Raw genomic sequence first — 25,095 nt, forward strand, 5'->3', positions numbered from 1 at the left:
GTGGAAAGGGCGTTAAATGGCGAGTGGATGGGGGTGGGAGGGGCTTAAGTGGCTTCTGGGTCGAAGGGTGCCGGGACACCGGGCTCGAGCTGTTCCACGGGCCTGGCCGCCGGCCGCGCCTGGGCAGCGACGGCCGCCGTGCCCGCCGCGGCGGCCATGCGCACCGGTGCCTCGTCGTCGTCCATCAAGGCCTCGCGGATGATCCGGCGCGGATCGTACTGCCGGGGATCGAGCTTGCGCCAGTCCATGTCCACGATCTCGTCGCCGACTTCCTCGCGCAGCTGCTCTTTGGCGCCGGCTGCCATATTGCGCAGCTGCTTGACCAACCGGGCCAGCTGAGCGGCGTATTCGGGCAGACGCTCGGGACCGAGCACAATTACGGCGATGACCGCAAGAATGATCAGTTCCGATCCATTAATTCCGAACACCTTTGAAGATTACCCTACGGCCGGGCGGGCTGGACCATCATGCCCAGTCCGCGCACGATGCGGCTGATCGGATCATTCTCCGCCTTGGAACGGGGCAGCATCAGGCGGGACTTCTCCGTCACCACCACCTGGTTGACGGTCGCCGGCAGTTCCGACACCGGCAGGTCCGACCACACCGTATAGGTGACGTACTTGGAGTCCAGCACCACCGTCCACTCGTCTGAGGCACGCACCCACATCTGACGGTCCATGCCGTCCACCTGCCACAGACCGTCCTGCGAGACCCGGTGGCCGGTGAGTCCGTTGACCGGCTCCTCCGAGGGCACCACATCCAGTTCGCTGCCGGCCATGTCTTCGACGCCGCGCCGCTCCTCGACCACCACCACGGTGTCCTTGCCGTTGCTGAGCTTGAGCTGCACTGCCGGGTAGCCGTCCACTTCCTTGCCGCTGGCGGCAACCATGCGGTATCCCAAGGCACCGAGCTGGGGGCAGTTCCAGCCCTCGCTGCGCAACTGGCGCAGGGCTTCCTGGTCCAGCGATGTGGCCGTGGCCGCGCCGCCGGCGGGCGCGACGCCGGGCGTGGACCAGACCGAGGCGAGGGAGGGCGCCCGGCCGGACACCAGTTCTTCCTCGCCGCCGAGCATATATGCCCCGGCAACGGTCAGCACGGAGATGCCGGCCAGCGCCGCAGAAGCGGTCCAAGCCACCCGGCGCACCGCCCTGCGGCGGCTAGCAGTATTGCGCGGGGGGACACCGGCGGACGGCGCTGCCGGCCGCGCCGGCGGACCGGACCGGACCGAGGCCGTCTGGCTTTCGCGCAGGATCTTGTTGGCCAGGTCAGGGCGGGGCGCCGGCACGTCCAGCGAGCGCAGACGCGCCTGCACATCCCGCTGGTCTGCCACTGCTTCACGGCATCGGGCACACCTTTCCAGATGCCGTTCGAGCAGCAACCGGCGGCTGTCCGGCAGTTCACCGTCCAGAAACTCACCTAGCTCACGTACAGGATGACGCATCGCAATTATCAGTGTGCACCGGCCACACGGGGTAGTTTCAGGCGGGGGGAACGCTTGGCGGCGGGGTCGCGGTGGGCGAGCTTCTCACGAAGCATTGTCCGCCCCCGGTGGATCCGCGAACGCACGGTGCCAAGCTTGACGCCCAGCGCTTCGGCCACTTCGTCATACGAAAGGCCCTCCAGGTCGCACAGCACTACGGCGGCCCGGAAGTCCGGCGGCAGTTCTTCCAGGGCCGCCTGGACATCCACGTCGAGGTTGTTGAATTCAAAGCTGCGTTCGGGCCCGGGTTCCTTGCCGGGGATGCGCGCTTCGGCGTCGTCGCTGAAGCCGTCGAAGCGGATACGGCTGCGCCGGCGCGCCTGGTCCAGAAAAAGGTTGGTGGTGATGCGGTGCAGCCAGCCGTCCAAGGTACCAGGCTTGAAGTTGTCCAAGGCCCGGAAGACCCGGACGAAGACTTCCTGCGTCAGGTCCTCGGCATCGTGCCTGTTCCCAGTGAGCCGGAAGGCGAGGCGGTAGACCTTGGCAGAGTGATCGGTCACGACTTCTTCCCAGGTGGGCCTGACCCATTCCTGGTCGGCGCCGGCAGGACTTTTCCGCCCGGCTCGCTGGCGCAGCTGTGACATCGTCACTCCCCTCCAAGCTACCGAGGCCGGCCCCGGTCCTGGAACCGGTGGAGCCGGCACGGACAGACGTGCCGATGCAGCCTTGTGGTAGCCGTAATGTTATCCGGAACTCCATCTTTGCCCACGAAGCTGTGAGAATTCTGGAAACCGGCTGCATAAACGCTTCTACTGGTATCCTCCAGCCTCGGCCGCAGAACCGGCAAGAGGGCAGGGCCGCGGCGGTCCTGAATTCACCCTCGGAGGCAGTACTCTTGACATTGACTTCTGCCACCGGCAGGAGCTGGTGACAGCTTCTGCTCCAGAGGGCTGCCCCCGTTGCACAATTTCAGCGGGGCCGTGCCGCCATGGCCGGTGGCCTCCCGGACCGCAGCACCGCGCTGCGTCCCGCCCCATTCCGCCTTGATCAGAAGGAGCGATTCTTCATGAGCGCCGACAAGCAGACCAGCTGGTCCTACGCGGAGGGCCTGCCCACCGAGGACGAGGTCCTGCTGCGGGCCCGCGAACGTTCCTTCGAGCTCGGAGTAGCCAGCATCAGTCCCGGTGTGGCTGCGGCCCTGACCGTCTGCGCCGCCGCCACGAAAGCCCAGACCGTCGTCGAAATTGGCTCCGGCGCCGGTGTCTCGGGCGTCTGCCTGCTGCGCGGGCTTCCGGACACCGCGGTACTGACTACCATCGACAGCGACGTGGACCATCTGCGGGCCGCGCGGGAGGCCTTCCACGACGCCGGCATCCCCGGCAACCGGACCCGGACCATTTCCGGCCGTGCCGCTGACGTGCTGCCCCGGCTCACCGATAACGCGTACGACCTGGTCTTTATCGATGCCGACAAGCAGTCCTACCTGAATTACGTGGAACAGGCCGTGCGGCTGCTCAAGCGCGGCGGCACGCTGATCATCAACGATGCCCTGGACCAGGACCGGGTGTCGGATCCGGCAATCCGGAACGAAACCACCACCATCCTGCGCCAGGTGGGCAAGGCCGTGCGGGCGAACAAGCAGCTGGTCTCGGCCATGCTGACCACCGGCAACGGCCTGCTGGTGGCCGTCAAGAGGTAAGCCCGGCGGCGTCAGGCCAGGCTGCGCAGGAATTCCAGCAGCAGCCGCGTGCCGTAGCCCGTGGCACCCTTGGTGACTTCGGCCTCGTCCTTGTCCGCGCGGGCCGGGCCGGCGATGTCCAGATGGACCCACGGGGTATCCGCGACGAACTGGCTGAGGAACAGCGCTGCCGTAATGGAACCTCCGCCCACCTTCGAGGCGGCGGAGGCAATGTGCGAAATGTCCGCCACAGAGGACTCGAGCGCGAAGCCATACTCCTCCTGGACCTCGGCCAGCGGCATGTGCCAGACCCGCTCCCCGGAGCCGTCCGCCGCAGCCTCGAACGCGGATACCAGTTCCTGCCGGTTCGAGTACAGCGCCGCATGCCGGCGTCCGAGGCCGCGCGAGGCGGCACCGGTGAGGGTGGCAATGTCCACCAGCACGTCGGGGGCCAGCCCGGCGACCGCGTAGGCCAGTGCATCCGAGAGCACCATCCGGCCCTCGGCGTCGGTATTGCCGATTTCCACCGTGGTGCCCCCGTAGACCGTCACTACGTCGCCCGGGCGGTAGGACGAGGCGCCGATCGCGTTCTCCGCCAGCGGCAGCAGGCCGGTGATGCGGTGCGGCAGGCCCAGTTCGGCCGCTGCGGACAGCACGGCAAGTACGACGCCGGCACCCGCCATATCGGTTTTCATCGGGACCATCGCCTCGCGCGGCTTCAGCGACAATCCGCCGGTATCGAAGGTGATGCCCTTGCCGACGAGCACAATGTGGCTGCCGCTGCCCGCCGGACCGGTTGGCGTGTAGGACAGCTCCAGCAACCGGGGTGGGCTGGCCGAGCCTTGGCCCACCGCGAGGGTCCCGCCGAAGCCTTCCCGCGCCAGGTCCTGCTCGTCCCGGACTTTGAGCTGCAGCCCGTGCCCGGCCGCCAGCCGCTGTGCCTGCGAGGCCAGCCAGGCGGGGTTCTTCAGGTTCGACGGCATGTTCGCCAGGTCCCGCGCCAGCCAGACGGCCTTGGCTGTGGCGGCAGCCCGCCGCAGCACCTCGGCAGCTGCACCGGTCAGCTCCAGCACGGACGCCATCGGCTTTGGTCCGCTAGCCAGACCGGCGCGCGGCGGACGGTAGCCACCCAGGAGGAACCCTTCGACAAAGGCGGCCTGCAGCGGCTCGGCGAGTCCGTCCACGACGCTCGAGCGGAGCAGCTCCAGCCCGGCGGTGGCCTTGGCCAAGGCTGCCCCGGCCGTGCGCAGCGCGGCGGCGGATTCGTCCCCGACGCCAAGGAGGATCAGCCGCTGCGGCAGCCCGCCACCGCCGGTGCCAGTGCGGCGGCTCGGCGCGGCGACGGTCAGCAGATCGCCTGCCTTGGCGGCGAAGGAGGTGACATCGGCCCAAGCGGCCACATCGACCTCGAAGCTGACGGCGGCTTCCGCCGCACCCCGCCGGGGCTGGGGCGTGCTCGGTCCGGAGCCCTCATCGGGTACGGCGGCCACCGGGACCACCACCGCGGCCACCTGCTGTGCGCCGTCGGCCAGCGACATGCCCTTGGGCAGCGCGGGCACGGCGGACAGCCGGGTGGGCGTCCGGGCTTCCAAGGCATCCTCGAGGGCTTGTTCCGTCCGCTGTTTACCGGGTACTGCAGCATGCACGCTCACGGACACTGCCTACTGCGTCACGTCCAGCAGGCAGTCCTTCAGGTGACCGGCTTCTTCGGCGTTCATCTCGAGCACCAGGCGGCCGCCGCCATCGATGGGCACGCGCAGGATCAGACTGCGCCCTTCCTTGGTGACTTCCATGGGTCCGTCACCCGTACGCGGTTTCATCGCAGCCATCCGGAATTTCCCTTTCCACCGTGGACCCTGCCGCCATGGCTCACCGTGGCTGGCAGGGTCCGTCAACATCACTGGCGCGCCTGGGACCTGGCCCGTGGCCGCACCCTCCACCGTCCACTTTATCGTCCACATCACACGTTCGCGCGAATTGTGCCAAAACACACCTGAACGCCGGCTTGAACATGTCTGCAGGTCACGGCGGATAATCTCCGCCGCCGGGCAGCTCAGCCCAAGACCAGAGCCAGGTCACCCAGACCACCTGGCCGGCCAGGAACATGACCAGCAGGCACACCCGGTAGGCTCTGCTGCCAGAGACCAGCGACGCCGCCAGGGCCAGTGGAAACAGCGGCAGCAACATGCGGAAGGTGCTGGTCTGCGGATGCAGGAAGGCAAAGAGGTACACGGCGTAACTGGCACACCATAGCCGCAGCACCGGTCCCAGTTGGCGGACAGGCTTGGAAAACAGGCTCCACAACGCCGCCGCGGCCAGGACCAGTGGGGCGAGCACGCCGCCAACCGGGCCGAAGAGCTGGGTCCCCATATCGAACCACGGCTTGAACAGCACGAGGTCCCCGCCGCGCCAGGCCGTTTCGGTATCCGTATAGGCCCGGGGGTCGCCCGTGACGGTCCAGGCCAGCACGGGCCAGACCAGTGCGGCCGCGCCGCTGGTAACGACCAGGGCCGCCAGGCCGGCGAATTCGCCGGCTGGCAGCGGAACGGTGCCACGCCGGCGGAACCGCCACAACAGATACAGCCCCGCCATGGCTGCGAAGGGCACACCGACCGGCCGGGACAGGCACATCAGCACCGTTACCGGTATGGCGGCCAGATAGCGGCCCCGCACCATCAGGTACAGGCTGGCAGCCAGCAGAGCCAGGTTCAGCGACTCGGCATACGGCACCTGGAGGATCGGCGAGACTGGGAAGGTCGCGACGAACACCACCCCCCAGAGGGATTCCCGATGCCCCGCGAACTGCCGGAAGAGCTTGTAGATCAGCAGTGCCGCAGCAAATCCTGCGGCCGTGGCCAGCAGGGGCGCCAGCACCCGCCACTCCAGCCCGGTGACTGCATTTCCGGCACGGACCAGTGCAGGGAACAGGGCGTAGAAGGCCCATTGGTTTTCCAGCGCCCGGCCGTCCGTGCCGCGTGGAATCTGGTCCGGATAGCCTTCGCGGTAGATCCGCTCGTACCAGGCACTGTCCCAGATCCCGATGAAGTCCAGGTAGCCCGGATGCGCAGGACCCCACGGGCTCGGGCCCTGCTGCCGGGCGACGGCCAGGAAGACCAGCAGCGAGAACAGGCGGGCCAGCGCGTAGATTCCGCAGGTCTGGACCCACCAGGGCCAGCGGGCAAGCTGCAGCCGGCCGCGGCGCACGCCGTCAGCCAGCAACGTGTGCAGGCCCGCCGGCCGCTGTCCGAGTCCTGTCACTGCTGCGGTTCCTCCGACGCGGTACCGCGGCCCCCCGCAGGTCCAGTCCTGGCCAGCTCGCGGATCAGCGCTTCCTTGGCAGCCAGTTCCGCACGCAGGGCGTCCAGCACCTCATCCACCTGATCCATCCGGTACCCGCGCAACGCCACCGAAAACCTGATGCTGTCAATGTCCTCGGCGCGGGGATGATCCGGCAGCAGGACCGCCGGCAGCCTCGCTTCGTGCTCGCTCAGTCCGCCCAGTGCCGCCACTTCGCCCCGCCGCCAGCCGGCACCGTCCTCGTCCGGCCCGTCCGATGCGGGCCGTTGCGGCGCATCGATCCGGCGCTGCAGCCTCGCCGGCAGCTTCCCGCCGGCCGCTGCCGCGGCGGCACCGGCGACGGCAATGGCCAGGAAAACGAGGAAGAAGCTCACTGCACCATCGTGCCAGAGATTGGGGCACTCCCGCGGTGTCGGCTGCGCCCGTTCGCAGCCCGCCCCGCACGCTTCGGCGGGTCCCTCGTGCCCCACTCTATTGGGGCGCTCCCGGGGGCCTTACGGACGGGGCAGCGACCCGACGCCGGCGACGATCTTCTGGACGGCATCTTCCGCCGTGTCCACCACGTTCACCAGGCTCAGGTCCCGTTCGGAAATCATGCCCTCGCCCAGCAAGGTCGAGCGCACCCAGTCCATCAGCGGCGTCCAGAAGGAGGAACCGACCAGCACGATCGGAAACGAGGTGACCTTTTCGGTCTGGACCAGTACCATCGCCTCGAACAGCTCATCCATGGTGCCCAGTCCGCCGGGCAGCACGACGAATCCCTGCGCATACTTGACGAACATTGTCTTGCGGGCGAAGAAGTAGCGGAAGTTAATGCCCAGGTCCACCCACTCGTTGAGCCCCTGTTCAAAGGGCAGCTCGATGCCCAGCCCCACCGAGAGGCCTCCCGCCTCGCTGGCGCCCTTATTGACCGCTTCCATCGACCCCGGACCGCCGCCGGTGATCACGGCGAAATTGCGCTGGACCAGCAGCCTGCCGATGGCCTCGGCAATCGCATAGTGCTCCGTGCCCCGCTTGGTCCGGGCCGAGCCGAACACGCTGATCGCCGGTCCAAGGTCCGCCAGGGTTCCAAAGCCTTCCACGAACTCGCTCTGGATCCGCAGCACCCGCCAGGGATCGGTGTGCGTGAAGCCGGCCTGGTCACGCGTGTCGAGCAGGTATTGGTCGGCTTGCGGAATGTCCGCCTGGCTGCGCCGCAGTTCAACCGCGCCTTTGTAGCGCGTCTTGAGCGCCGTCGGCAGCTCGGACGGCAGCGGGATCCCTGACTGATTACTCATGTCCATAGGCTACTCACCGCCACAAGATGACAGCACCGGAGCAGGTTGCTCTTGAGTTACGATTCACCTCCGGTAACTGCAGGGGGGATGGTGCCGCCGTCGTGTCCTCGCTAGATTCAGTGCATGACTACTGAACCGGCCGTCCGCCCGCTGGTGTCGCTGAAGAACGTCAACAAGCACTTCGGCGCCCTGCATGTGCTGCAAAACATCAACCTGGACGTGTCCAAGGGTGAGGTTGTCGTCATCATTGGTCCATCCGGCTCCGGCAAGTCCACCTTGTGCCGGGCCATCAACCGGCTGGAGACCATCGACGACGGCGAAATCCTCATCGACGGCAAGCGCCTGCCGTCGGAGGGCAAGGAGCTGGCGGCCCTCCGGGCAGACGTAGGCATGGTGTTCCAATCCTTCAATTTGTTCGCCCACAAGACGATCCTCGAAAACGTCACCCTGGGGCCGATCAAGGTCAAGAACATGCGGCCGGCCGATGCCAAGGAACTCGCCACGAACCTGCTGACCCGGGTCGGCGTGGCCACCCAAGCCGAAAAACTTCCCGCGCAGCTCTCTGGCGGACAGCAGCAGCGCGTGGCGATCGCCCGTGCTCTGGCCATGAAACCCAAGGTCATTCTCTTCGACGAACCGACCTCGGCGCTGGACCCGGAAATGATCAACGAAGTCCTCGACGTCATGGTGGAACTGGCCGCCGAGGGCATGACGATGGTGGTCGTGACCCACGAGATGGGTTTCGCCCGCAAGGCTGCCAACCGGGTTGTCTTCATGGCGGACGGGGAAATCGTCGAGCAGGACACCCCGGAGCAGTTCTTCACCAACCCGCGGAGCCTCCGGGCCCAGGAATTCCTCTCCAAGATCCTGAAGTAACCACTCCGATCCGTGCCGGCACGGACTACCGAACCGCATAATCCGGAGCCGGCCACCAGAAAGGAAGTTGTATGAAGCCCGCAAAGAAAAAGGCAGGCCTGCTGGCGTCGCTGGCGGTGGCCGCCCTGGCCCTCACCGCCTGTGGCGGGGGCGGCAGTGGCGGGGGCGGCGGTGAAACCGCTGCCAGCGCACCGTACACGGTGGCGAGCAACGTATCGCTGGACGGCAGCCCCACGTTCGACAAGATCAAGCAGGACGGCAAGGTGGTCATCGGCGTCAAGCAGGACCAGCCCGGCCTCGGTTTCAAGGACGCGGCTACGGGCGAATACAGCGGCTTCGACATCGAAATTGCCCGCTGGATTGCCGCGGACCTGGGCTACCCCGCGGACAAGATCGAGTACAAGGCCATCCCCTCGGCGAACCGCGAATCCGCGATCGTCAACGGGGACATCGATTACTACGTCGGCACCTACTCCATCACCGACAAGCGCAAGCAGTCCGTTGATTTCGCCGGGCCGTACTTCGAGACCGGGCAGGGCCTGCTGGTGAAGAAGGACAACACCAGCATCAACTCCGAAAAGGATCTGGCGGGCAAGAACGTCTGCTCCGCCACGGGTTCCACCCCGATCCAGAACATCAAGGAAAACTTCCCCGATACCAAGACCACCGAATTCGACACCTACTCGCAATGCATCGACGCGCTGAACAACGGCCAGGTGGATGCGGTCACCACCGACCAGGCCATCCTGATCGGCTATGCGGCCCAGGATCCGGAACACCTGAAGGTAGTCGGCGAGCCGTTCACGGTGGAGAAGTACGGCGTCGGCCTGAAGAAGGGCGACGATGTGCTGCGCAAGCACATCAACGAGATGTTCACCAACGGCAATGACACCTGGACCAAGATCTACGACCAGACCTTGGGCCAATCCGGCACCAAGGTGGAACAACCGGCAGTGGACAACTACTAAACACCAGGACCGCGGTGGTGCGGCGGCTTGCGCGGCCGCACCACCGCCCGGCCCGGAAGTGGCAGCGATCTGTGGACACTCTGCTGAACAACCTCGACATCTTCACCACCGGATTCAAGAACACGGCCATCCTCTTCGTCGTCTCCGCCGTTTTCGCCCTGATCCTCGGCACCATCGTGGGAGGCATGCGCGTATCCCCCGTCCCGGTGATGCGGGCGATGGGAACCGTGTACGTGAACATCGTGCGCAACACGCCGCTGACGCTAATCTTCTTCTTCTTCGTCTTCGGCTATCCCAAGCTGGGCCTGGCGGAGCTCTCCTACCCGGTGCTGGCCATCATCGCGCTGACGCTGTACACGGCAACCTATGTGGCCGAGACGCTGCGCGCCGGCATCAACACGGTGCCGCTGGGTCAGGCAGAGGCGGCCCGCGCGATCGGGCTGCCCTTCATGCAGTCGCTCAGCCTGGTCATCCTGCCGCAGGCCTTCCGTGCGGTGATGCCGCCAATGATCAGCGTCTTCATCGCACTGTTGAAGAACACCACCGTGGCGGCCGGTTTCTCGGTGGCCGAAGCCGGCGCCATCCGCGCGAATCTGTCCGAACGCGGTGAACCGGCCATCGTCGTGCTGCTCTGGGTGGCGTTCGTCTTCGTGGTCCTGGTCGCGCTGCTCTCCGCGATCCAGCACCACTTCGAAAAGAAATGGCAGGTAACCCGATGAGCTCCGTCCTCTTTGACGCGCCCGGCCCCGCGGCCGTCCGACGCAACAAGTGGCTGGCGGTGCTCACCGTCATCGTGGTGCTGGCCATCCTGGCGTTCGTGCTCTACAAGTTCGCCGAGACGGGCCAGTTCTCCGCCACCAAATGGCGGATCTTCACCTTCCCCCTGGTGCAGCAGACAATTCTCGGGGCAATCGGCAACACGCTGCAGGCCTTTGCCGCCGCCACGGTGCTGAGCCTGGTGCTCGGCCTGGTGCTCGCCGTCGGCCGATTGTCCGAACGGCGGTGGATTAACACCCCCTGCCACTGGTTCACCGAACTGTTCCGCGCCATCCCGCTGCTGATCCTGATGATGATCATCTACTATGGCCTGCCCCCGCTCGGGGTACAGGGCATTACCCCGTTCATCGCCGTCGTCACCGGCCTGACCCTGTACAACGGCTCGGTCCTGGCCGAAGTCTTCCGCGCCGGCATCCAGTCGCTGCCCCGCGGGCAGTCGGAGGCCGGCTACGCGATCGGGCTGACCAAGAGCAACGTGATGAGCAGCATCCTGCTGCCGCAGGCGGTGCGGGCCATGATGCCGGTCATCGTGTCCCAGCTGGTGGTCATCCTCAAGGACACGGCGCTGGGCTTCATCGTGACCTATGACGAGATCCTGTTCCAGGCCAAGTTCTTCGGGTCGCAGGTCCAGTACGGCTCCCCCATCATTCCGGCAGCCATGGTGGCGGCCGTCATCTACATCGGCCTGTGCCTGCTGCTGGCCGGCGTCGCCAAGTGGGTGGAGTGGCGGATGTCGCACAGCCGGAAGATCGCTGCGGGAACACACCTCGTGGCGCCGGCGGGAACCGGCATCCCGCAGGTCTGAGCTACGGCCCGGTCAGCCCAGCCAGGTCCGCAGCGCGGCCAGGCAGGCGCGGATGGCCTCGGCGCTGACATGCTCGTTGTCCGTGTGTGCCAGCAGCGCGTCCCCGGGACCGAAGTTGACGGCCGGGATCCCCAGTTCGCTGAAGCGTGCGACGTCGGTCCAACCGTACTTGGGCTTCGGCTCCTGCCCGACGGCCCGGACAAAATCCGCCGCGGCTGGGTGGTCCAGACCCGGCCGGGCACCGGCGGCAGCGTCCGTGCGGACGACGGCGAAGCCGTCCAGGAGCCGGCGGACGTAGGCTTCGGCGTCATCCGGCGTCTTGTCCGGCGCAAAGCGGTAATTGATTTCGACGACGGCATGGTCCGGAATCACATTGCCGGCCGTCCCGCCGTGGATCTTCACGGCGTTGAGGCTCTCCCGGTAATCCAGCCCGTCCACGGTGACGGTTGCCGGCTCGTGGTCGCGGAGCCGGACCAGGATTTCGGCCGCCGCGTGGATGGCGTTCTGCCCCATCCACGCCCGAGCCGAGTGGGCCGCCTTGCCGACCGTGCGTGCCTCGAGACGGATGGTGCCGTTGCAGCCGCCTTCCACGGTCCCGTCGGTGGGCTCGAGCAGAATGGCAAAGTCACCCTGCAGCAGCTCCGGCTGGTTCCGGACCAGCCGGCCAAGACCGCTGAGCGAAGCCTGGACTTCCTCGTGGTCATAGAAAACGTAGGTCACGTCACGGGTCGGTGCGGCCAGCGAGGCGGCCAGGGCCAGCTGTACCGCCACGCCGCCCTTCATGTCCGTGGCGCCACGGCCGTAGAGCAATCCGTCCTGCCAGCTCGATGGCACGGTGCCCCGCGATCCCGGTACCGCCGGCAGCGGCACCGTGTCCAGATGCCCGGCCAGGATGACGCGTTCGGCCCGGCCAAGGTTGGTCCGGGCCAGCAAGGCGTCGCCGTCGCGCAGCACCTGAAGGTGTCCCAGTTCCCGCAAGGCGGACTCGACGGCGTCCGCCAAGGCCGCCTCGTTGCCGGAAACGCTCTCGATGTCGATCAGCGCCGCGGTCAGGTCGGCGACGTCGGCGTGCAGGTCCAGTGCGGGTGTGGAAGTAGTCACTTCCCTAGGTTACCCAGCGGCCGCTGCGTCTGCGGCGGGTCCCTCGGCCAGGGAGGACGCGCGGGAACCGGCACGGCGACGAAGTCGACGGACTGGGGAGCGTACTCCCGTAGCGTCCAGCGGCCTCCCACCCTTCGCTGCGCTCAGGGCGGGTCCCTCGGCCGCTAGACTGGAGCGCATGACTGAGAGCACTTCTGCTACCGCTTCCCCACGCACCGCCCACGGTACGGGTCTGGCCACGGTGGCCGCGAACGGCACCATCCTGGACGTCTGGTATCCGCGCCCCGCACTCGGTGCGGCTCCGGCTGGAGACGACCCCGCCGCGGCCGAACTGGCCGGGATTGCCGCCGACGGCGAAGACACTGCCCGGGGCACCCGCCTCGAGGTGGTCAGCCGCAGCATCAACCTGGACGACGCACCGGCTGACACTGCCGATGCCTACCTGCGCCTGCATCTGCTCTCCCACCGGCTGGCCGCTCCCAACACGCTGAACATGGACGGCATTTTCGGCCTACTGGCCAACGTGGTGTGGACCAACTTCGGGCCTTGCTCCGCCGACGACTTCGAAGCGGCCCGGCTGCGGCTGCGCCGCCGCGGTCCGGTCACGGTCTACGGCGTGGACAAATTCCCGCGCATGGTGGATTATGTGGTCCCCGCCGGAGTGCGCATCGCCGACGCGGACCGGGTGCGGCTCGGCGCCCATCTGGCGGCCGGGACCACGGTGATGCATGAGGGCTTCGTCAACTTCAACGCGGGCACCCTGGGCACCTCCATGGTCGAGGGCCGCATTTCCGCCGGCGTGGTCGTGGCGGACGGTTCCGACGTCGGCGGCGGCGCCTCGATCATGGGCACCCTGTCCGGCGGCGGCAAGGAGCGCATCACCATCGGCGAGCGTGTGCTGCTCGGCGCCAACTCGGGCGTCGGCATCAGCATCGGGGACGACTGTGTGGTCGAGGCCGGACTCTACGTCACCGCCGGCACCCGCGTGGCTGTGCTGGATGCCGGCGGCGACAGCCGCCAGGCCAAAGCCGTGGAACTGTCCGGGGTGTCCAACCTGCTCTTCCGCCGCAATTCGGTCACCGGCGTCGTCGAGGTCCTGCCGCGCAAGGGACAGACCGTCGAACTGAACGCTGCCCTGCACGCCAACTAGGAGCCGGCAATTTCCACAGCGTTACGGACACGGCGGCAGCGCAGACTGATCGCGCTGCCGCTGTGCCTCGCCCTGATCGGCGGGGGCATCTATGCGGCCGCCTCCTACCTTGAACAGTCCCAGATACTGGTCCTTGAGCGGTGCACCGCGGCGGCCGGCGATGAAACCTTCAACCTGGCTCCGGACCAGGCGGCCAACGCGGCGCTGATCGCCGGCATTTCACTGCAGCGGGGCCTGCCGGCCCGTGCCGCTTCGATTGCGCTGGCCACCGCCATCCAGGAATCCAAGCTACGGAACCTGGACTATGGCGACAAAGCCGGGCCCGATTCGCGCGGGCTCTTCCAGCAGCGTCCGTCCCAAGGCTGGGGCACGGAAGCGGAAGTGATGGACCCGGTCTATGCGGCCAACAGGTTCTTTACCGAACTTCAGAAGGTGGACGGCTACGAACAAATGTCCGTCACCGAGGCCGCCCAGCGGGTCCAGCGCAGCGCCTACCCGGAGGCTTATGCGGACCACGAGGCCGAAGGGAAGGCCTTCGCCTCGGCCCTGACCGGGCACTCCCCCGCCGCACTGACCTGCGTGCTGAAGCGGGCGACGGCTGCCGGCGACCCGGCTACCGTGGCGGCGCAGCTGGAATCGTCGTATCCCGCGCTGGAGACGGTGGCCGGGGACGGTTCCGTGGCGGTTGCCGCGGCGGGCCCCACCGGCTGGGCTGTGGCGCAATGGGCGGTAGCCACCGCCGACGAGCTGCAAATCGAGTCCGTGGACTATGCAGGCCTGGGCTGGACCAGGCAGGACGGCGGCTGGCAGCCGACCGGCCGGAACACCCCCAACGTGCAGATCACCCTGGCAGACCGGCCCTAGAGCGGCAGCTCCGCCGGGTCAGACGAGCAGTTCAATGATCGGCTGGAGGTAGCTGCGGAAGTCCTGTTCGTCGTCGAGCAGTGTCTGGCACAGCAGTACCCGGTCCGGCTCCACGTACCAGGCGCGCGGCTCGCCCAGCGGCAGCTCGATCAGCTTCAGCTCGAAACTGCGGGCGCCGCGGCCGAGTTCCATCTCCCGGTCCTGGACCAGCCGGCCGATCAGCTTGTCCTTGCCGCTGGCCTCCCGCTCCTGGGTAAGGACACGGTATTCGCTCATCCGCTCGCGGGCCCAGGTGATGGCTGCGCCGAAGTGGGCCTGCAGCAGCTTCTGCAGCGCCGGACTGTCCGTAAATGCCGGGAAGGACGGCGGTGCCAACGCCGCCATGATGTCCGGGTCCTCCGCAAGCAGCAGGGACCACCATTGCTCCCATTCGCTGCGCAATGCCCCGGTACCGCCTACATGGGCGGTGAGCTGCCGCGGATCCGCCCGACGAACTTCGGGCTTGGCGGCGCACAGGGCCGGAGTTCCTGCTCCGACCAGCCCGGCGACATCCTTCAGATATAAGGCTATGAGCATTTGTCCGGAGGTGTCGGAGGATATCCGCCATCCCGGTCCGCCGGTCTCGTGCATACTGGCATGAATCCTTTCGCGCCCGTACGTTGATAAATCCACTGTAGACCTTGCGCCGGAGGGCGGCCACAGTGCCGGAGACCGGCCTCGATCCGCCGGCAAAACAAACCGATAGGCTGGGAACCATGAAGATACTGGTCACCGGGGGAACCGGCTACATTGGTTCACACACCACCCTCGCCCTGCTCGAAGCCGGGCACGACGTCGTCGTCCTGGACAACCTGTCCAACTCCAGCACCGAGTCCCTGCGCCGGATCGAGGAACTGACCGGACGGTCCGCCCGCTTCCACCGGGTGGACCTGCTCGACGAGGCAGGACTGGACGCCGCGTTCGCCGCGGAGCAGGTGGAGGCGGTAATCCATTTCGCCGGGCTGAAGGCCGTCGGTGAATCGGTGGCCGAGCCGCTGCGCTACTACCGCAACAACGTCGGCGGCACCCTGAACCTGCTGCGCTGCATGGACGCGCATGGGGTACGCACCTTGGTCTTCAGCTCTTCGGCGACCGTGTACGGCGCCACCGAAGAGGTGCCGCTGACAGAGAAGATGCCGCTGGACGCGACCAACCCCTACGGACGGACCAAGGAACAGATCGAGGACATCCTCAGCGATCTGGGGGCCGCGGACAGCCGCTGGCGGATCGCCATGCTGCGCTACTTCAACCCAGTGGGCGCCCACCCCTCGGGCCGGATCGGCGAAGACCCCACGGGGGTGCCGAACAACCTGCTGCCGTTCGTGGCGCAGGTGGCCGTCGGGCGCCGCGACAAGGTCCGAGTCTTCGGCAGCGACTATCCCACGCCCGACGGCACCGGCGTGCGGGACTACATCCATGTGGTGGATCTGGCAGCCGGCCATCTGGCGGCGCTGGACTACGTTGCGTCCCGGCCCGGCGTCGGGCGCTGGAACCTTGGGACGGGCAAGGGATCCTCCGTCCTGGAAGTCCTCGACGCCTTCGGCCGGGCGGCGGGAGCGCCCGTCCCCTACGAACTCGCCGACCGGCGGCCCGGGGACGCGGCCGTCAGCTATGCCGACCCTGGTGCGGCGCTGGCGGAACTGGGCTGGGCAGCCACGCGGGACCTGGACACCATGTGCGCGGACCACTGGCGCTGGCAAAAGAACAACCCGAACGGCTACGCAGACTGACCCCCTGCCCCACGCCTCCCCAATTCGAGTTGCCACATAACGACCGTTTCAGCGCTGGGAAGGTCGTTATGTGCCAAGTCGATTTAGAGACGACGGAAGGCCCCGGATTGCTCCGGGGCCTTCCGCCTGCTGCGCCGCTCCGCCGTCGTACGGTTAGCGGACCGGGTAGTTGCGCTCGTGCTCGCCGACGTAGAGCTGCCGCGGGCGGCCGATCTTGGTCTGCGGATCCTTGATCATCTCGCGCCACTGGGCAATCCAGCCCGGCAGGCGGCCGATGGCGAACAGGACGGTGAACATCTTCTCCGGGAAGCCCATGGCCTTGTAGATCAGGCCGGTGTAGAAGTCCACGTTCGGGTACAGCTTGCGCTCGATGAAGTAATCGTCCGCCAGCGCCTTTTCCTCCAGACGCAGGGCGATGTCCAGCAGCTCGTCATTGCCCCCAAGCTTGCCCAGGATCTCGTGGGCGGTGTACTTGACCAGGCGGGCGCGCGGATCGTAGTTCTTGTACACCCGGTGGCCGAAGCCCATCAAGCGCACGCCCTCTTCCTTGTTCTTGACCTTCTCCATGAACTGCTCGGGGGTCTGGCCGGTGGCCTGGATCTGGCGGAGCATGTTCAGCACCGCCTCGTTGGCGCCACCGTGCAGCGGGCCGAAGAGCGCGTTGATGCCGGCGGAGATGGAGGCGAACATGTTGGCGTTGGAGCTCCCCACCAGACGTACCGTGGAGGTGGAGCAGTTCTGCTCGTGGTCCGCGTGCAGGATCAGCAGCAGGTCCAGGGCCTTGACTACCGTCGGGTCCAGTTCATACGGCTCGGCGGCGAGGCCGAAGCTCAGGCGCAGGAAGTTCTCCACCAGGTTCATCGAATTGTCCGGGTAGAGCAGCGCCTGGCCGATCGACTTCTTGTGCGCGTAGGCCGCGATGACCGGCAGCTTGGCCATCAGCCGGATGGTGGAGAGCTCCACCTGCTCGTCATCGAACGGGTCCAGGGAGTCCTGGTAGAAGGTCGACAGCGCGCTCACCGCGGAGGACAGCACCGGCATCGGGTGCGCGTCCCGTGGGAAGCCGTTGAAGAACCCCTTGAGCTCCTCGTGCAGCAGGGTGTGCCGGCGGATCTTAGAATCGAAGTTCTCCAGCTCGGTCGGCGTCGGCAGGTTGCCGTAGATCAGCAGGTAGGAGACCTCAAGGAAGCTGGAGTGCTCGGCCAGCTGCTCGATCGGGTAGCCGCGGTAGCGCAGCACGCCGGCGTCGCCATCGATGTAGGTGATGGCCGAGGCGGTCGCCGCGGTGTTCATGAACCCGGGGTCGAATGTGACCGCACCGGTCTGCTTCAGCAGCTTCGAAACGTCGAAGCCGTCGTTTCCTTCGGCTGCCTTCAGCCGCGGGAGTTCCAGCTCGCCACCCGGATAGTGCAGGGAGGCACCGCTTTGCTCAGTCATTGAATCCCCTTCAGGAGGTGTTCGAAAACAACTGCGCACGCATCGCTCCGATCGGAGCCGCAAACCCGTGCACACTCGGATAAGACGCTACCTGCATCGGGCCTCAGTTTTCTAATCGGCAAGTCACCGGCCCGTCACGCTGGCCGCGCCCCTGCCCGTGATCGGGGCCGGGGCGCGGGCCGGGCGAATCAGCCCAGCCGCTCCACCGCGGCGTCGATGCGCTCGTCCGTTCCCGTCAGGGCAACCCGGACGAACCCCTTGCCATGGTCCCCGTAAAACACCCCGGGACCGACGACGATGCCTTGCTGGGCGAAGCGGTCCACCGTGGCCCAGGTGTCCTCGCCCGCGGTGCCCCACAGGTAGAGGCCAGCCTCGGAATCGTGGATCTGCAGGCCGAACTTCTCCAGCGCCGGCAGCAGGCGTTCGCGCCGGCCGCGGTATAGGTCTTTCTGCGCCTGTACGTGTGCGCCGTCGGCCAGGGCGGCAGCCATGGCGGCCTGGACCGGGAACGGCACGATCATGCCGGCGTGCTTGCGGCTGTTGACCAGGTTGGGCATCAGCGCGCCGTCGCCGGCGATGAACGCGGCACGGTAGCCGGCGAGGTTGGACTGCTTGCTCAGCGAATAGACGGACAGCAGGCCCTCGTGGCTGCCCTGGGCGACTTCCGGGTCCAGCACGCTGGGCACGGCCTCCCCGCCGCGGGCCGGGTCCCACCTTCCCCAGCCGAGTTCGGCATAGCACTCGTCCGAAGCGACGACGGCACCGGCCTGCCGGGCCTGTTCCACGATCCGGCCCAGGGACTTCTTGTCCCGCACACTGCCGGTGGGATTGGCCGGCGAATTGACCCAGACCAGACGGACTTTGGCGCGCACCGCAGCATCCAGTTCGTCCAGGTCGTCCGCGGCCACCGGTTCGGCACCGGCGAGTTTCGCGCCGATATCATACGTCGGGTAGGCCACACGCGGGCGGACGACGACGTCGCCGGGACCCAGGCCCAGCAGCAGCGGCAGCCAGGCCACCAGCTCCTTGGACCCGATGGTGGGCATGATGGCTTCCGGATCCAGGTCCGGCACACCGCGCCGCCGGGCGTACCAGGCGGCGATGGCTTCACGGACAGCCGGCGTGCCGTGGGTGGTGGGATAACCGGGGGCGTCGGCGGCGGCCTTCAAGGCCTCCTGGACCACAGCCGGGGTGGGATCGACGGGTGTTCCGATCGACAGATTTACTACGCCGCCGGAATGCCGGGAAGCCTTGCTGCTAAAGGGTTCCATGGCATTCCATGGATAGTCGGGCAGCTGCAGACCGAACTCCCTCATGCTCAGCCCTGGTTCTGCGGCGGTAGGACGGCGATGATCGGATGGTCCTTGCCGGTGTTGCCGAGCTTGGCAGCACCGCCGGGAGACCCCAGATCCTCGAAGAACTCCACGTTGGCCTTGTAGTATTCGGCCCATTCGTCTGGGACATCGTCCTCGTAGTAGATGGCTTCCACCGGACAGACGGGTTCGCAGGCTCCACAGTCGACGCACTCGTCCGGATGGATGTAGAGGGATCGTTCACCCTCGTAGATGCAGTCAACCGGGCACTCTTCGATGCAAGCCTTGTCTTTGACATCCACGCATGGCTGCGCGATTACATACGTCACGGACCTGTACCTTTCCTCAAGATGCTGCGCCGGCAGCGGCGCCACGTCCATTATCCAACAGAGCGCGGCAGCGTCCGTACCATGGAGGGGTGAAGCCCGTCCCGCTGTTGCTGACCTTGGCCCCGGACACCCGCGTGGTGGTCCGATACCGGATCGAGGGCGGCTTGACCGATGCGCTGGGGGAACTGGTCAGGGCCGGTCCGGCCGACTGCGTGGTGCGCACCCGCCGCGGCGAAGTGTCCATACCGCTGGATGCGGTGGTGGCGGCCAAGGAGGTTCCCCCGCCCCCGGTACGCAGGCCCTCCCGGCTGACCGGCTAGGTCCAACAGGTGGGCTGCTGCCTTCGGTTCAACGCCGCCTCGGGGCAGGCCGGCGCATGACCTGGCGGATGACGGCTACCAGTTTATCGGGCCGATAGACGGCCAGTTCATAGGTCACGCGCAGCAACGGACGCCTGCGCTCCGGAACGGGAGCAAATGTGCACCGGCGGCGGCCGACTCCGGTCTGTGGAGACAGGGTCAGGTACACACGTGTCCAAGATTCACCTGCCCGGGGTGGGCAGATCCTGAATCTGCCCACTTTGACCGTGGCACCAGTGGGCAGGAGCGTCCGGGCGCGGACGCCGGGCCGGAACGGCATGGTTGCCGGGAGCGGCCGGTCCTTCGCGCCGCCACTTCAGGGGTCAAGAGTGGGACGGAGGCTCCAGGCAGGAACCAACGGCAGGGCGGCTCCAGGGAGGAGTCAGTCCTTGCGCGGCGGCTTCAGCGCCCAGGCGGTGACAGCGACGGCGATCACCGTAGCCACGGCGAGGCCGACCACCCAGATCTTCCCGGACAGGGCCACCGCCAGCTCCGGCCGCAGCGACGTCGCGGTAATGATCAGCGGCTCCTGGCCCATCCCGGTGGCCATCAGGCCGACCAGCACATACGCGATCAGCCCGGCCACTCCCGCCATCAGCACGCTGCCGGCCCGCACCCCGGCCCAGACCAACAAGGCCAGGGCGAGCAGCAGCGCGGCGGCGGCACCCCATGGCAGGGCCGTCCCGTCCGCCAGGTAGAGGATCTGCCCATGCAGGCCGGTGCCGAGCAGGGCGGCGAGGACACCGCAGACGACGGCGGTGCCCAGCCCCGCACGGGCCGGGCGCCTGCGGGCCCGCGTGCCGTCCGTGGAGGCACCGGCGGCCGGCAGGTACTGGTTCGCCGGCGGGTCCTGATTAACGGCCGGAGGCAGCCCGCCGGTATCGTGTCCGGCGGGCTGCCTCTGTTCGGTCATGTCTTCAAGAGTAGTAGCCCGGCACCCCGGTGCCGAAACCGGAGGGGCCCTCGGCGGTCAGCGCCTACCCGCCTCCCACCGCTCGCACGCTCGCGGCGGGGCCCTCGGCGGCTAGGCTTTGGCGCGGGAGCGGTTGGCCTTCAGGCGCTCGTTGGCGTCGAGAATGACCTTGCGGATCCGGATGGCTTCCGGAGTGACTTCGACGCACTCGTCCTCGCGGGCGAACTCGAGGGACTCTTCCAGGGTCAGAAGACGCGGCGGGGTAAGGTTTTCGAACGTGTCCGAGGAAGCGGCACGCATGTTGGTGAGCTTCTTTTCCTTGGTGATATTGACGTCCATGTCGTCGGCGCGGGAGTTCTCGCCCACGATCATGCCTTCGTAGACCTCCGAGGTCGGCTCAACGAAGAACGAACCGCGTTCCTGCAGGTTGATCATCGCAAACGGGGTGACGACACCGGAGCGGTCGGCGACCATCGAGCCGTTGGTCCGGTACTCGATTGGCCCGGCCCAGGGCTCGTAGCCCTCGGAGATGGACGCAGCGATGCCGGCACCGCGGGTGTCGGTCATGAACTTGGTGCGGAAACCAATCAGGCCGCGCGCCGGAACGATGAATTCCATTCGGACCCAGCCGGTGCCGTGGTTGGCCATGTTGACCATCCGGCCCTTGCGCGCGGCCAGCAGCTGGGTCACGCTGCCCAGGTACTCTTCGGGCACGTCGATGGTCATATGCTCCATCGGCTCGTGGATCTTGCCGTCTATGGTCCTGGTGACCACCTGCGGCTTGCCGACAGTCAGCTCGAAGCCCTCGCGGCGCATCTGCTCCACCAGGATGGCCAGCGCAAGCTCGCCGCGGCCCTGGACTTCCCAGGAGTCCGGACGCTCGGTCGGGAGCACCTTCAGGGAAACGTTGCCGATCAGCTCCTTGTCCAGCCGGTCCTTGACCTGGCGGGCAGTCACCTTTGCGCCCTTGACCCGGCCGGCCAGCGGAGAGGTGTTGATACCGATGGTCATGGAGATGGCGGGGTCATCCACGGTAATCAGCGGCAGCGGCTGCGGATTCTCCGAATCCGTCAGTGTTTCGCCAATGGTGATGTCTTCGATGCCGGCGACGGCGACAATCTCGCCCGGGCCGGCGGACTCGGCCGCAACACGGGTCAAACCCTTGGTGGCCAGCAGCTCGGAAATGCGCACGTTCTTCAGTTCGCCGTCGTGCCGTGCCCAGGCGACCTGCTGGCCCTTCTTCAGAGTGCCGTTGTAGATGCGCAGCAGCGCGAGGCGGCCCAGGAACGGGGAAGCGTCCAGGTTGGTCACATGCGCCTGCAGGACCCCGTCGGGATTGTAAGTCGGGGCCGGGATGTGCTCCATGATTGTGGAGAAGAGCGGCTCCAAGTCCTCGTTGTCCGGGGCGGTGCCGTCGGCCGGCTGCTCCAGCGAGGCGCGGCCGAGCTTGCCCGAAGCGTAGACCACCGGAACGTTAAGCACGGCATCCAGGTCCAGATCCGGCACCTCGTCGGCCAGATCCGAGGCCAGGCCCAGCAGCAGGTCCATGGATTCAGCGACGACGCCGTCAATGCGCGCATCAGGGCGGTCCGTCTTGTTCACGAGCAGGACCACCGGCAGCTTGGCCGCCAGTGCCTTGCGCAGCACGAAGCGGGTCTGCGGCAGCGGGCCCTCGGAGGCGTCAACAAGCAGCACAACGCCGTCCACCATGGACAGGCCGCGCTCCACCTCGCCGCCAAAATCGGCATGGCCCGGGGTGTCGATCACGTTGATGGTGATGGTATTGCCCTCGGCGGAGGGACCGGAGTAGAACACCGTGGTGTTCTTGGCCAGGATAGTGATGCCCTTTTCGCGCTCCAGGTCACCTGAGTCCATCACGCGCTCCTCCACCGCGGCGTGGGTGGAGAAGGCGCCGGTTTGGCGCAGCATGGCGTCAACCAGGGTGGTCTTACCGTGGTCGACGTGGGCAACGATAGCGACGTTTCGAAGGTCGCTGCGAACGGCGCTCTGCGTCGACGCGGTCATTTCAGACATGCGGTATTACTCTTCCGTGGTTGGCGTGGGTTCTGGGCCTGCAGGAAGTGATCCGCCCTGCGAATCACGTGCAGCCTGCCAGCGCCCCCCGGATGCGGGTGGGCACTCCATTCTACGGCCCAGTGCCACCATTGACCTAAACGGGGTTCACGAGGACTCGATGGCAAGCAGCTGGGCGCGCAGTTCGCGGCGTTCGCGCTGCTTATCCGGGTCCGGCAGCGGCACGGCCGCCAGCAGGCGCTGGGTGTACGGTTCCTGCGGGTTGCGCAGGATCTCGTCGCGGGTGCCCTGCTCGACGATCCGGCCGCGCTGCATCACGCAGATCCGGTCCGCCAGCACATCGATCACCGCCAGGTCGTGGGTGACGAACAGGCACGCAAAACCCAGTTCCCGCTGCAGGTTCCGGAACAGCTCCAGCACCTTGGCCTGGACCGATACGTCCAGCGCCGACGTCGGCTCGTCGGCGACCATCAGCTGGGGCTTCAAGGCCAGGGCGCGGGCAATGCCCACACGTTGCTTCTGCCCGCCGGAGAGCTCGTGCGGATACCGGTTGCGGTAGGAACGCGGCAGCTCCACCTGGTCCAGCAGCGTCTCGATCCGATGCTGCAGGGCCGCACCCTTGGCGGTACCGGCCAGGTACATGGGCTCGCCGATGCTCTCGCCGATAGGCAACCGCGGGTTCAGCGACGAGGACGGGTCCTGGAAGACCATGCCCACCTGGCGGCGCAGCGACTGCAGCTGCCGGCGTTTGGCGCCGGCGATCTCCTGGCCGGCCACCTTCAGCGAGCCGGCGGCCACCGGCAGCAGCCCGACGGCGGCACGGCCGATGGTGGTCTTGCCGGAACCGGACTCCCCAACCAACCCGAGGACCTGGCCCGGGTAGATGGCCAGGCTGGCGCCTTCCACCGCGCGGAAGGCAGGCACGCGGCCCTGTTTCGGATAGTCGATGGCGACGCCGGACAGCTGCAGGATGGGTGTCCCGGCAGCTTTCTCCGCCTCTGCTTCCGCCTGGGCCAGCGCCTCGGCGTTCTCGCGCTCGCGGCGGCGCAGTTCGGCGTCGTCCACGTCCTCCAGCGAGGCGCCGGTCGCGGCGGCGAGTGCCGCGTTGATATCCACGTCCTCGGCGGCCGCGCCGGTGCTGTCCTGGGCCATGCCCAGGTGCGGGACCGCGGCCAGCAGCGCCTGGGTGTATTCGTGCCGCGGATTATTGAAGATTTCCACCGCCGTTCCGGTTTCCACGATATGCCCGCGCCGCATCACCGCGATCCGGTCGGCCAGGTCCGCCACCACGCCCATGTCGTGGGTGATCAGCACGATGGCGCTGTCCAGCTTGGTACGCAGGTTGCGCAGCAGGTCCAGGATTTCGGCCTGCACCGTCACGTCCAGGGCGGTGGTCGGCTCGTCCGCGATCACCAGCTTTGGATCGCAGGACAGGGACTGGGCAATCATCGCCCGCTGCCGCTGGCCGCCGGAGAGCTGGTGGGGATAGGACCGGAAGGCCTTCTCGGGATCCGGCATTTCCACCAGTTCGAGCATCCGCAGGGCGCGCACCTTGGCCTCGTCCGGCGAGACGGCATTGTGCAGCCGGATGGTCTCCACTATCTGGAAACCGATGGTGTACACCGGGTTCATCGCCGTCATTGGTTCCTGGAAGATCACCGCCACGTCGTTGCCGCGCAGCTGGCGCAGCTTGGCCGGGCTCAGGCCCAGGAGTTCCCGGCCGTTGAGCTTGACGCTGCCGCGCACCCTGCTGTTGGCGGGCAGCAGGCCGAGCAGGGCCATCGAGCTGGCGCTCTTGCCGGAGCCCGACTCCCCCACGATCGCCAGCACTTCGCCGGCGGCAACCTCGTAGTCCAGGTCGACCGCAGCCGGCACCCATTCCTTGTCCACGCCGAAGTCCACGGACAGCCCGCGGACCTGAAGCACCGGCACCTGCCCGGCGTGTGGTGCCGGGGCCTCGTCGGAGATATCGAAGACGTCGCTCATGGCTGCAAATGTCCTTCCACCGGGCGCCGGATGTGCCCGGTCCAAAATCCTGAAACGATGGAGGCATGGCTTCCTCCGAAACTGATGCCCGCACGGTCTTCCGGCCGCGCTCTGCGCCCTGGATCACCGGCGGGGTGTGGCTGGTGGCCTCGGCAGGCCTGGCCGTGTCCGCCGGCGGCGGGGCGGCCGGGCTGCTCCAGGCCGTCCCGCTGGCGGCTCTGGCCTACCTGGCCTGGTGGCTGGCCTGGTACCCCGCCGTCGTCGTGGACGAAACGGGGGTGACGCTGCGCAATCCGCTGTCCACGATCAAGGTTCCGTGGCAGGCCCTGGCGACCGTGGATACCCGCTATGCCCTGACCCTGGTCACGCCGCGGCGCAAATACACGGCCTGGGCGGCACCGGCCCCCGGCATCTTCGGCGTCCACCGGGCGCGGGTCGAGCACGCCAGCGGGCTGCCGGACACTACCTACGGTCCTGCCGGTTCCATCCGGCCCGGCGACCTGACCAGTTCGGATTCCGGAGCGGCCGCCTACCACGTACGCAAGCGCTGGAGCGAACTGCTCGCTGCCGGCACGGTGGAGGCCGGGGATGCCGGGACCGCCGCGGTCCAGGTGCGACCGAACTGGACCTTGATCACGGTGGGCGCGGTCCTGCTGGCGGCGGCCGCGGCAAGCCTGGCCAACTAGAGGTAGGAGCGGGTGCACCCCACTCCCCGCGGCCGGCCCGGACCTCCCCGCGGCCC

Annotated in this window: 26 protein-coding genes and 1 pseudogene; 10 read left to right on the forward strand and 17 right to left on the reverse strand. The window is 67.3% G+C overall.

Annotation, left to right across the window (positions count from 1 at the left end; genetic code table 11):
* Positions 1 to 44: 44 nt before the first annotated feature.
* From LVY72_RS21590 to sigE, 4 genes and pseudogenes are all read right to left on the reverse strand, one after another.
* Positions 45 to 428, reverse strand: a complete 384-nt coding sequence (locus LVY72_RS21590) for a sec-independent translocase (protein ID WP_237826439.1) — start codon at positions 426 to 428, stop codon at positions 45 to 47.
* 14 nt (positions 429 to 442) lie between these two features.
* Positions 443 to 1,330, reverse strand: a complete 888-nt coding sequence (locus LVY72_RS21595; RefSeq protein ID WP_237826442.1) for a hypothetical protein — start codon at positions 1,328 to 1,330, stop codon at positions 443 to 445.
* Positions 1,331 to 1,348: 18 nt separating this feature from the next.
* Positions 1,349 to 1,441, reverse strand: a pseudogene (locus LVY72_RS24985) (zf-HC2 domain-containing protein); the annotation flags it as partial.
* An 8-nt stretch (positions 1,442 to 1,449) separates the two neighbouring features.
* The gene (sigE, locus tag LVY72_RS21600; protein WP_237826446.1) at positions 1,450 to 2,064 is read right to left on the reverse strand and encodes an RNA polymerase sigma factor SigE; all 615 of its coding nucleotides are present in this window, start codon (positions 2,062 to 2,064) and stop codon (positions 1,450 to 1,452) included.
* Between the two features lie 422 nt (positions 2,065 to 2,486).
* Between sigE and LVY72_RS21605 the strand changes: the two genes are divergently transcribed.
* Entirely contained in the window at positions 2,487 to 3,119 is a 633-nt protein-coding gene (locus LVY72_RS21605; protein ID WP_237826448.1) for an O-methyltransferase, read from the forward strand.
* An 11-nt stretch (positions 3,120 to 3,130) separates the two neighbouring features.
* Here the strand turns inward: LVY72_RS21605 and LVY72_RS21610 are convergent, their stop codons facing one another.
* The 5 genes from LVY72_RS21610 to LVY72_RS21630 form a co-directional block, all read right to left on the reverse strand.
* Positions 3,131 to 4,750 carry a leucyl aminopeptidase family protein gene (locus LVY72_RS21610; RefSeq protein ID WP_237826452.1) on the reverse strand — a complete coding sequence of 540 codons (1,620 nt, stop codon included), beginning with the start codon at positions 4,748 to 4,750 and terminating at the stop codon, positions 3,131 to 3,133.
* A gap of 9 nt (positions 4,751 to 4,759) precedes the next feature.
* Positions 4,760 to 4,927: a DUF3117 domain-containing protein gene (locus tag LVY72_RS21615; RefSeq protein WP_168485075.1), complete on the reverse strand. Its 168-nt coding sequence runs from the start codon at positions 4,925 to 4,927 to the stop codon at positions 4,760 to 4,762.
* 193 nt (positions 4,928 to 5,120) lie between these two features.
* On the reverse strand, positions 5,121 to 6,356 hold the full coding sequence (locus LVY72_RS21620) for a hypothetical protein (RefSeq protein WP_237826454.1): 1,236 nt from the start codon (positions 6,354 to 6,356) through the stop codon (positions 5,121 to 5,123).
* Positions 6,353 to 6,769 carry a DivIVA domain-containing protein gene (locus tag LVY72_RS21625; protein WP_237826456.1) on the reverse strand — a complete coding sequence of 139 codons (417 nt, stop codon included), beginning with the start codon at positions 6,767 to 6,769 and terminating at the stop codon, positions 6,353 to 6,355. The genes LVY72_RS21620 and LVY72_RS21625 overlap by 4 nt, the downstream gene beginning before the upstream one ends.
* A 120-nt stretch (positions 6,770 to 6,889) precedes the next feature.
* A complete protein-coding gene (locus tag LVY72_RS21630) occupies positions 6,890 to 7,672 on the reverse strand; it encodes an LOG family protein (RefSeq protein ID WP_237826458.1) in 783 nt (260 codons plus the stop codon).
* A 123-nt stretch (positions 7,673 to 7,795) separates the two neighbouring features.
* Between LVY72_RS21630 and LVY72_RS21635 the strand changes: the two genes are divergently transcribed.
* From LVY72_RS21635 to LVY72_RS21650, 4 genes are all read left to right on the forward strand, one after another.
* Complete coding sequence (locus tag LVY72_RS21635; protein ID WP_308190857.1) at positions 7,796 to 8,548, forward strand: amino acid ABC transporter ATP-binding protein; 753 nt, start codon at positions 7,796 to 7,798, stop codon at positions 8,546 to 8,548.
* A gap of 71 nt (positions 8,549 to 8,619) precedes the next feature.
* Positions 8,620 to 9,516, forward strand: a complete 897-nt coding sequence (locus LVY72_RS21640; protein ID WP_237826460.1) for a glutamate ABC transporter substrate-binding protein — start codon at positions 8,620 to 8,622, stop codon at positions 9,514 to 9,516.
* Positions 9,517 to 9,587: 71 nt separating this feature from the next.
* Positions 9,588 to 10,235 (forward strand): amino acid ABC transporter permease, encoded by a 648-nt coding sequence (locus tag LVY72_RS21645; RefSeq protein ID WP_237826462.1) that lies wholly within the window; start codon positions 9,588 to 9,590, stop codon positions 10,233 to 10,235.
* Positions 10,232 to 11,098, forward strand: a complete 867-nt coding sequence (locus LVY72_RS21650) for an amino acid ABC transporter permease (RefSeq protein ID WP_237826465.1) — start codon at positions 10,232 to 10,234, stop codon at positions 11,096 to 11,098. Before LVY72_RS21645 ends, LVY72_RS21650 begins: the two co-directional genes overlap by 4 nt.
* A gap of 12 nt (positions 11,099 to 11,110) precedes the next feature.
* Here the strand turns inward: LVY72_RS21650 and dapE are convergent, their stop codons facing one another.
* Positions 11,111 to 12,199, reverse strand: a complete 1,089-nt coding sequence (dapE, locus tag LVY72_RS21655) for a succinyl-diaminopimelate desuccinylase (RefSeq protein ID WP_237826471.1) — start codon at positions 12,197 to 12,199, stop codon at positions 11,111 to 11,113.
* A 178-nt stretch (positions 12,200 to 12,377) separates the two neighbouring features.
* Between dapE and dapD the strand changes: the two genes are divergently transcribed.
* Both dapD and LVY72_RS25015 read left to right on the forward strand, forming a co-directional pair.
* The gene (gene dapD, locus LVY72_RS21660; RefSeq protein ID WP_237826472.1) at positions 12,378 to 13,349 is read left to right on the forward strand and encodes a 2,3,4,5-tetrahydropyridine-2,6-dicarboxylate N-succinyltransferase; all 972 of its coding nucleotides are present in this window, start codon (positions 12,378 to 12,380) and stop codon (positions 13,347 to 13,349) included.
* A 9-nt stretch (positions 13,350 to 13,358) separates the two neighbouring features.
* A complete protein-coding gene (locus LVY72_RS25015) occupies positions 13,359 to 14,213 on the forward strand; it encodes a hypothetical protein (protein ID WP_443627203.1) in 855 nt (284 codons plus the stop codon).
* Positions 14,214 to 14,231: 18 nt separating this feature from the next.
* Here the strand turns inward: LVY72_RS25015 and LVY72_RS21670 are convergent, their stop codons facing one another.
* Positions 14,232 to 14,843, reverse strand: coding sequence for a hypothetical protein (locus LVY72_RS21670; protein ID WP_237826473.1), 612 nt, complete (start codon positions 14,841 to 14,843; stop codon positions 14,232 to 14,234).
* 125 nt (positions 14,844 to 14,968) lie between these two features.
* On the opposite strand from LVY72_RS21670, the gene galE reads away from it, so the two are divergent.
* On the forward strand, positions 14,969 to 15,982 hold the full coding sequence (gene galE / locus LVY72_RS21675; protein ID WP_237826474.1) for a UDP-glucose 4-epimerase GalE: 1,014 nt from the start codon (positions 14,969 to 14,971) through the stop codon (positions 15,980 to 15,982).
* A gap of 153 nt (positions 15,983 to 16,135) precedes the next feature.
* Here galE and LVY72_RS21680 read toward each other — a convergent pair whose 3' ends face one another.
* The 3 genes from LVY72_RS21680 to fdxA form a co-directional block, all read right to left on the reverse strand.
* Positions 16,136 to 17,419 carry a citrate synthase gene (locus LVY72_RS21680; protein WP_237826476.1) on the reverse strand — a complete coding sequence of 428 codons (1,284 nt, stop codon included), beginning with the start codon at positions 17,417 to 17,419 and terminating at the stop codon, positions 16,136 to 16,138.
* A 188-nt stretch (positions 17,420 to 17,607) separates the two neighbouring features.
* Positions 17,608 to 18,735, reverse strand: coding sequence for a succinyldiaminopimelate transaminase (gene dapC / locus LVY72_RS21685; RefSeq protein WP_237826482.1), 1,128 nt, complete (start codon positions 18,733 to 18,735; stop codon positions 17,608 to 17,610).
* 2 nt (positions 18,736 to 18,737) lie between these two features.
* The gene (fdxA, locus tag LVY72_RS21690) at positions 18,738 to 19,061 is read right to left on the reverse strand and encodes a ferredoxin (RefSeq protein ID WP_237826490.1); all 324 of its coding nucleotides are present in this window, start codon (positions 19,059 to 19,061) and stop codon (positions 18,738 to 18,740) included.
* Positions 19,062 to 19,150: 89 nt separating this feature from the next.
* Between fdxA and LVY72_RS21695 the strand changes: the two genes are divergently transcribed.
* Positions 19,151 to 19,381 carry a putative acetyltransferase gene (locus LVY72_RS21695; RefSeq protein WP_237826492.1) on the forward strand — a complete coding sequence of 77 codons (231 nt, stop codon included), beginning with the start codon at positions 19,151 to 19,153 and terminating at the stop codon, positions 19,379 to 19,381.
* Between the two features lie 421 nt (positions 19,382 to 19,802).
* Here LVY72_RS21695 and LVY72_RS21700 read toward each other — a convergent pair whose 3' ends face one another.
* The 3 genes from LVY72_RS21700 to LVY72_RS21710 form a co-directional block, all read right to left on the reverse strand.
* The gene (locus LVY72_RS21700; protein WP_237826494.1) at positions 19,803 to 20,333 is read right to left on the reverse strand and encodes a hypothetical protein; all 531 of its coding nucleotides are present in this window, start codon (positions 20,331 to 20,333) and stop codon (positions 19,803 to 19,805) included.
* Positions 20,334 to 20,444: 111 nt separating this feature from the next.
* Positions 20,445 to 22,367, reverse strand: coding sequence for a translational GTPase TypA (typA, locus tag LVY72_RS21705; protein WP_237826504.1), 1,923 nt, complete (start codon positions 22,365 to 22,367; stop codon positions 20,445 to 20,447).
* Between the two features lie 147 nt (positions 22,368 to 22,514).
* Positions 22,515 to 24,353 carry an ABC transporter ATP-binding protein gene (locus LVY72_RS21710; RefSeq protein ID WP_237826506.1) on the reverse strand — a complete coding sequence of 613 codons (1,839 nt, stop codon included), beginning with the start codon at positions 24,351 to 24,353 and terminating at the stop codon, positions 22,515 to 22,517.
* A gap of 65 nt (positions 24,354 to 24,418) precedes the next feature.
* Here LVY72_RS21710 and LVY72_RS21715 point away from each other — a divergent pair, with 65 nt between their 5' ends.
* On the forward strand, positions 24,419 to 25,039 hold the full coding sequence (locus LVY72_RS21715; RefSeq protein WP_237826508.1) for a PH domain-containing protein: 621 nt from the start codon (positions 24,419 to 24,421) through the stop codon (positions 25,037 to 25,039).
* The last annotated feature ends 56 nt before the right edge of the window (positions 25,040 to 25,095 follow it).

Origin of the sequence: Arthrobacter hankyongi, from assembly GCF_022012395.1 — a bacterium.
Lineage (GTDB): Bacteria > Actinomycetota > Actinomycetes > Actinomycetales > Micrococcaceae > Crystallibacter > Crystallibacter hankyongi.

What these genes read in the sequence shown, in the direction of transcription:
- dapC (WP_237826482.1), bottom strand. Translation starts at nt 18,735, where the DNA reads ATGAGGGAGTTCGGTCTGCAGCTGCCCGACTATCCATGGAATGCCATG.
- LVY72_RS21680 (WP_237826476.1), bottom strand. Translation starts at nt 17,419, where the DNA reads ATGACTGAGCAAAGCGGTGCCTCCCTGCACTATCCGGGTGGCGAGCTG.
- LVY72_RS21640 (WP_237826460.1), top strand. Translation starts at nt 8,620, where the DNA reads ATGAAGCCCGCAAAGAAAAAGGCAGGCCTGCTGGCGTCGCTGGCGGTG.
- LVY72_RS21635 (WP_308190857.1), top strand. Translation starts at nt 7,796, where the DNA reads ATGACTACTGAACCGGCCGTCCGCCCGCTGGTGTCGCTGAAGAACGTC.
- LVY72_RS21700 (WP_237826494.1), bottom strand. Translation starts at nt 20,333, where the DNA reads ATGACCGAACAGAGGCAGCCCGCCGGACACGATACCGGCGGGCTGCCT.
- typA (WP_237826504.1), bottom strand. Translation starts at nt 22,367, where the DNA reads ATGTCTGAAATGACCGCGTCGACGCAGAGCGCCGTTCGCAGCGACCTT.
- LVY72_RS21615 (WP_168485075.1), bottom strand. Translation starts at nt 4,927, where the DNA reads ATGGCTGCGATGAAACCGCGTACGGGTGACGGACCCATGGAAGTCACC.
- sigE (WP_237826446.1), bottom strand. Translation starts at nt 2,064, where the DNA reads ATGTCACAGCTGCGCCAGCGAGCCGGGCGGAAAAGTCCTGCCGGCGCC.
- galE (WP_237826474.1), top strand. Translation starts at nt 14,969, where the DNA reads ATGAAGATACTGGTCACCGGGGGAACCGGCTACATTGGTTCACACACC.
- dapD (WP_237826472.1), top strand. Translation starts at nt 12,378, where the DNA reads ATGACTGAGAGCACTTCTGCTACCGCTTCCCCACGCACCGCCCACGGT.
- LVY72_RS21710 (WP_237826506.1), bottom strand. Translation starts at nt 24,353, where the DNA reads ATGAGCGACGTCTTCGATATCTCCGACGAGGCCCCGGCACCACACGCC.
- LVY72_RS21670 (WP_237826473.1), bottom strand. Translation starts at nt 14,843, where the DNA reads ATGCACGAGACCGGCGGACCGGGATGGCGGATATCCTCCGACACCTCC.
- LVY72_RS21605 (WP_237826448.1), top strand. Translation starts at nt 2,487, where the DNA reads ATGAGCGCCGACAAGCAGACCAGCTGGTCCTACGCGGAGGGCCTGCCC.
- LVY72_RS21650 (WP_237826465.1), top strand. Translation starts at nt 10,232, where the DNA reads ATGAGCTCCGTCCTCTTTGACGCGCCCGGCCCCGCGGCCGTCCGACGC.
- LVY72_RS21630 (WP_237826458.1), bottom strand. Translation starts at nt 7,672, where the DNA reads ATGAGTAATCAGTCAGGGATCCCGCTGCCGTCCGAGCTGCCGACGGCG.
- LVY72_RS21715 (WP_237826508.1), top strand. Translation starts at nt 24,419, where the DNA reads ATGGCTTCCTCCGAAACTGATGCCCGCACGGTCTTCCGGCCGCGCTCT.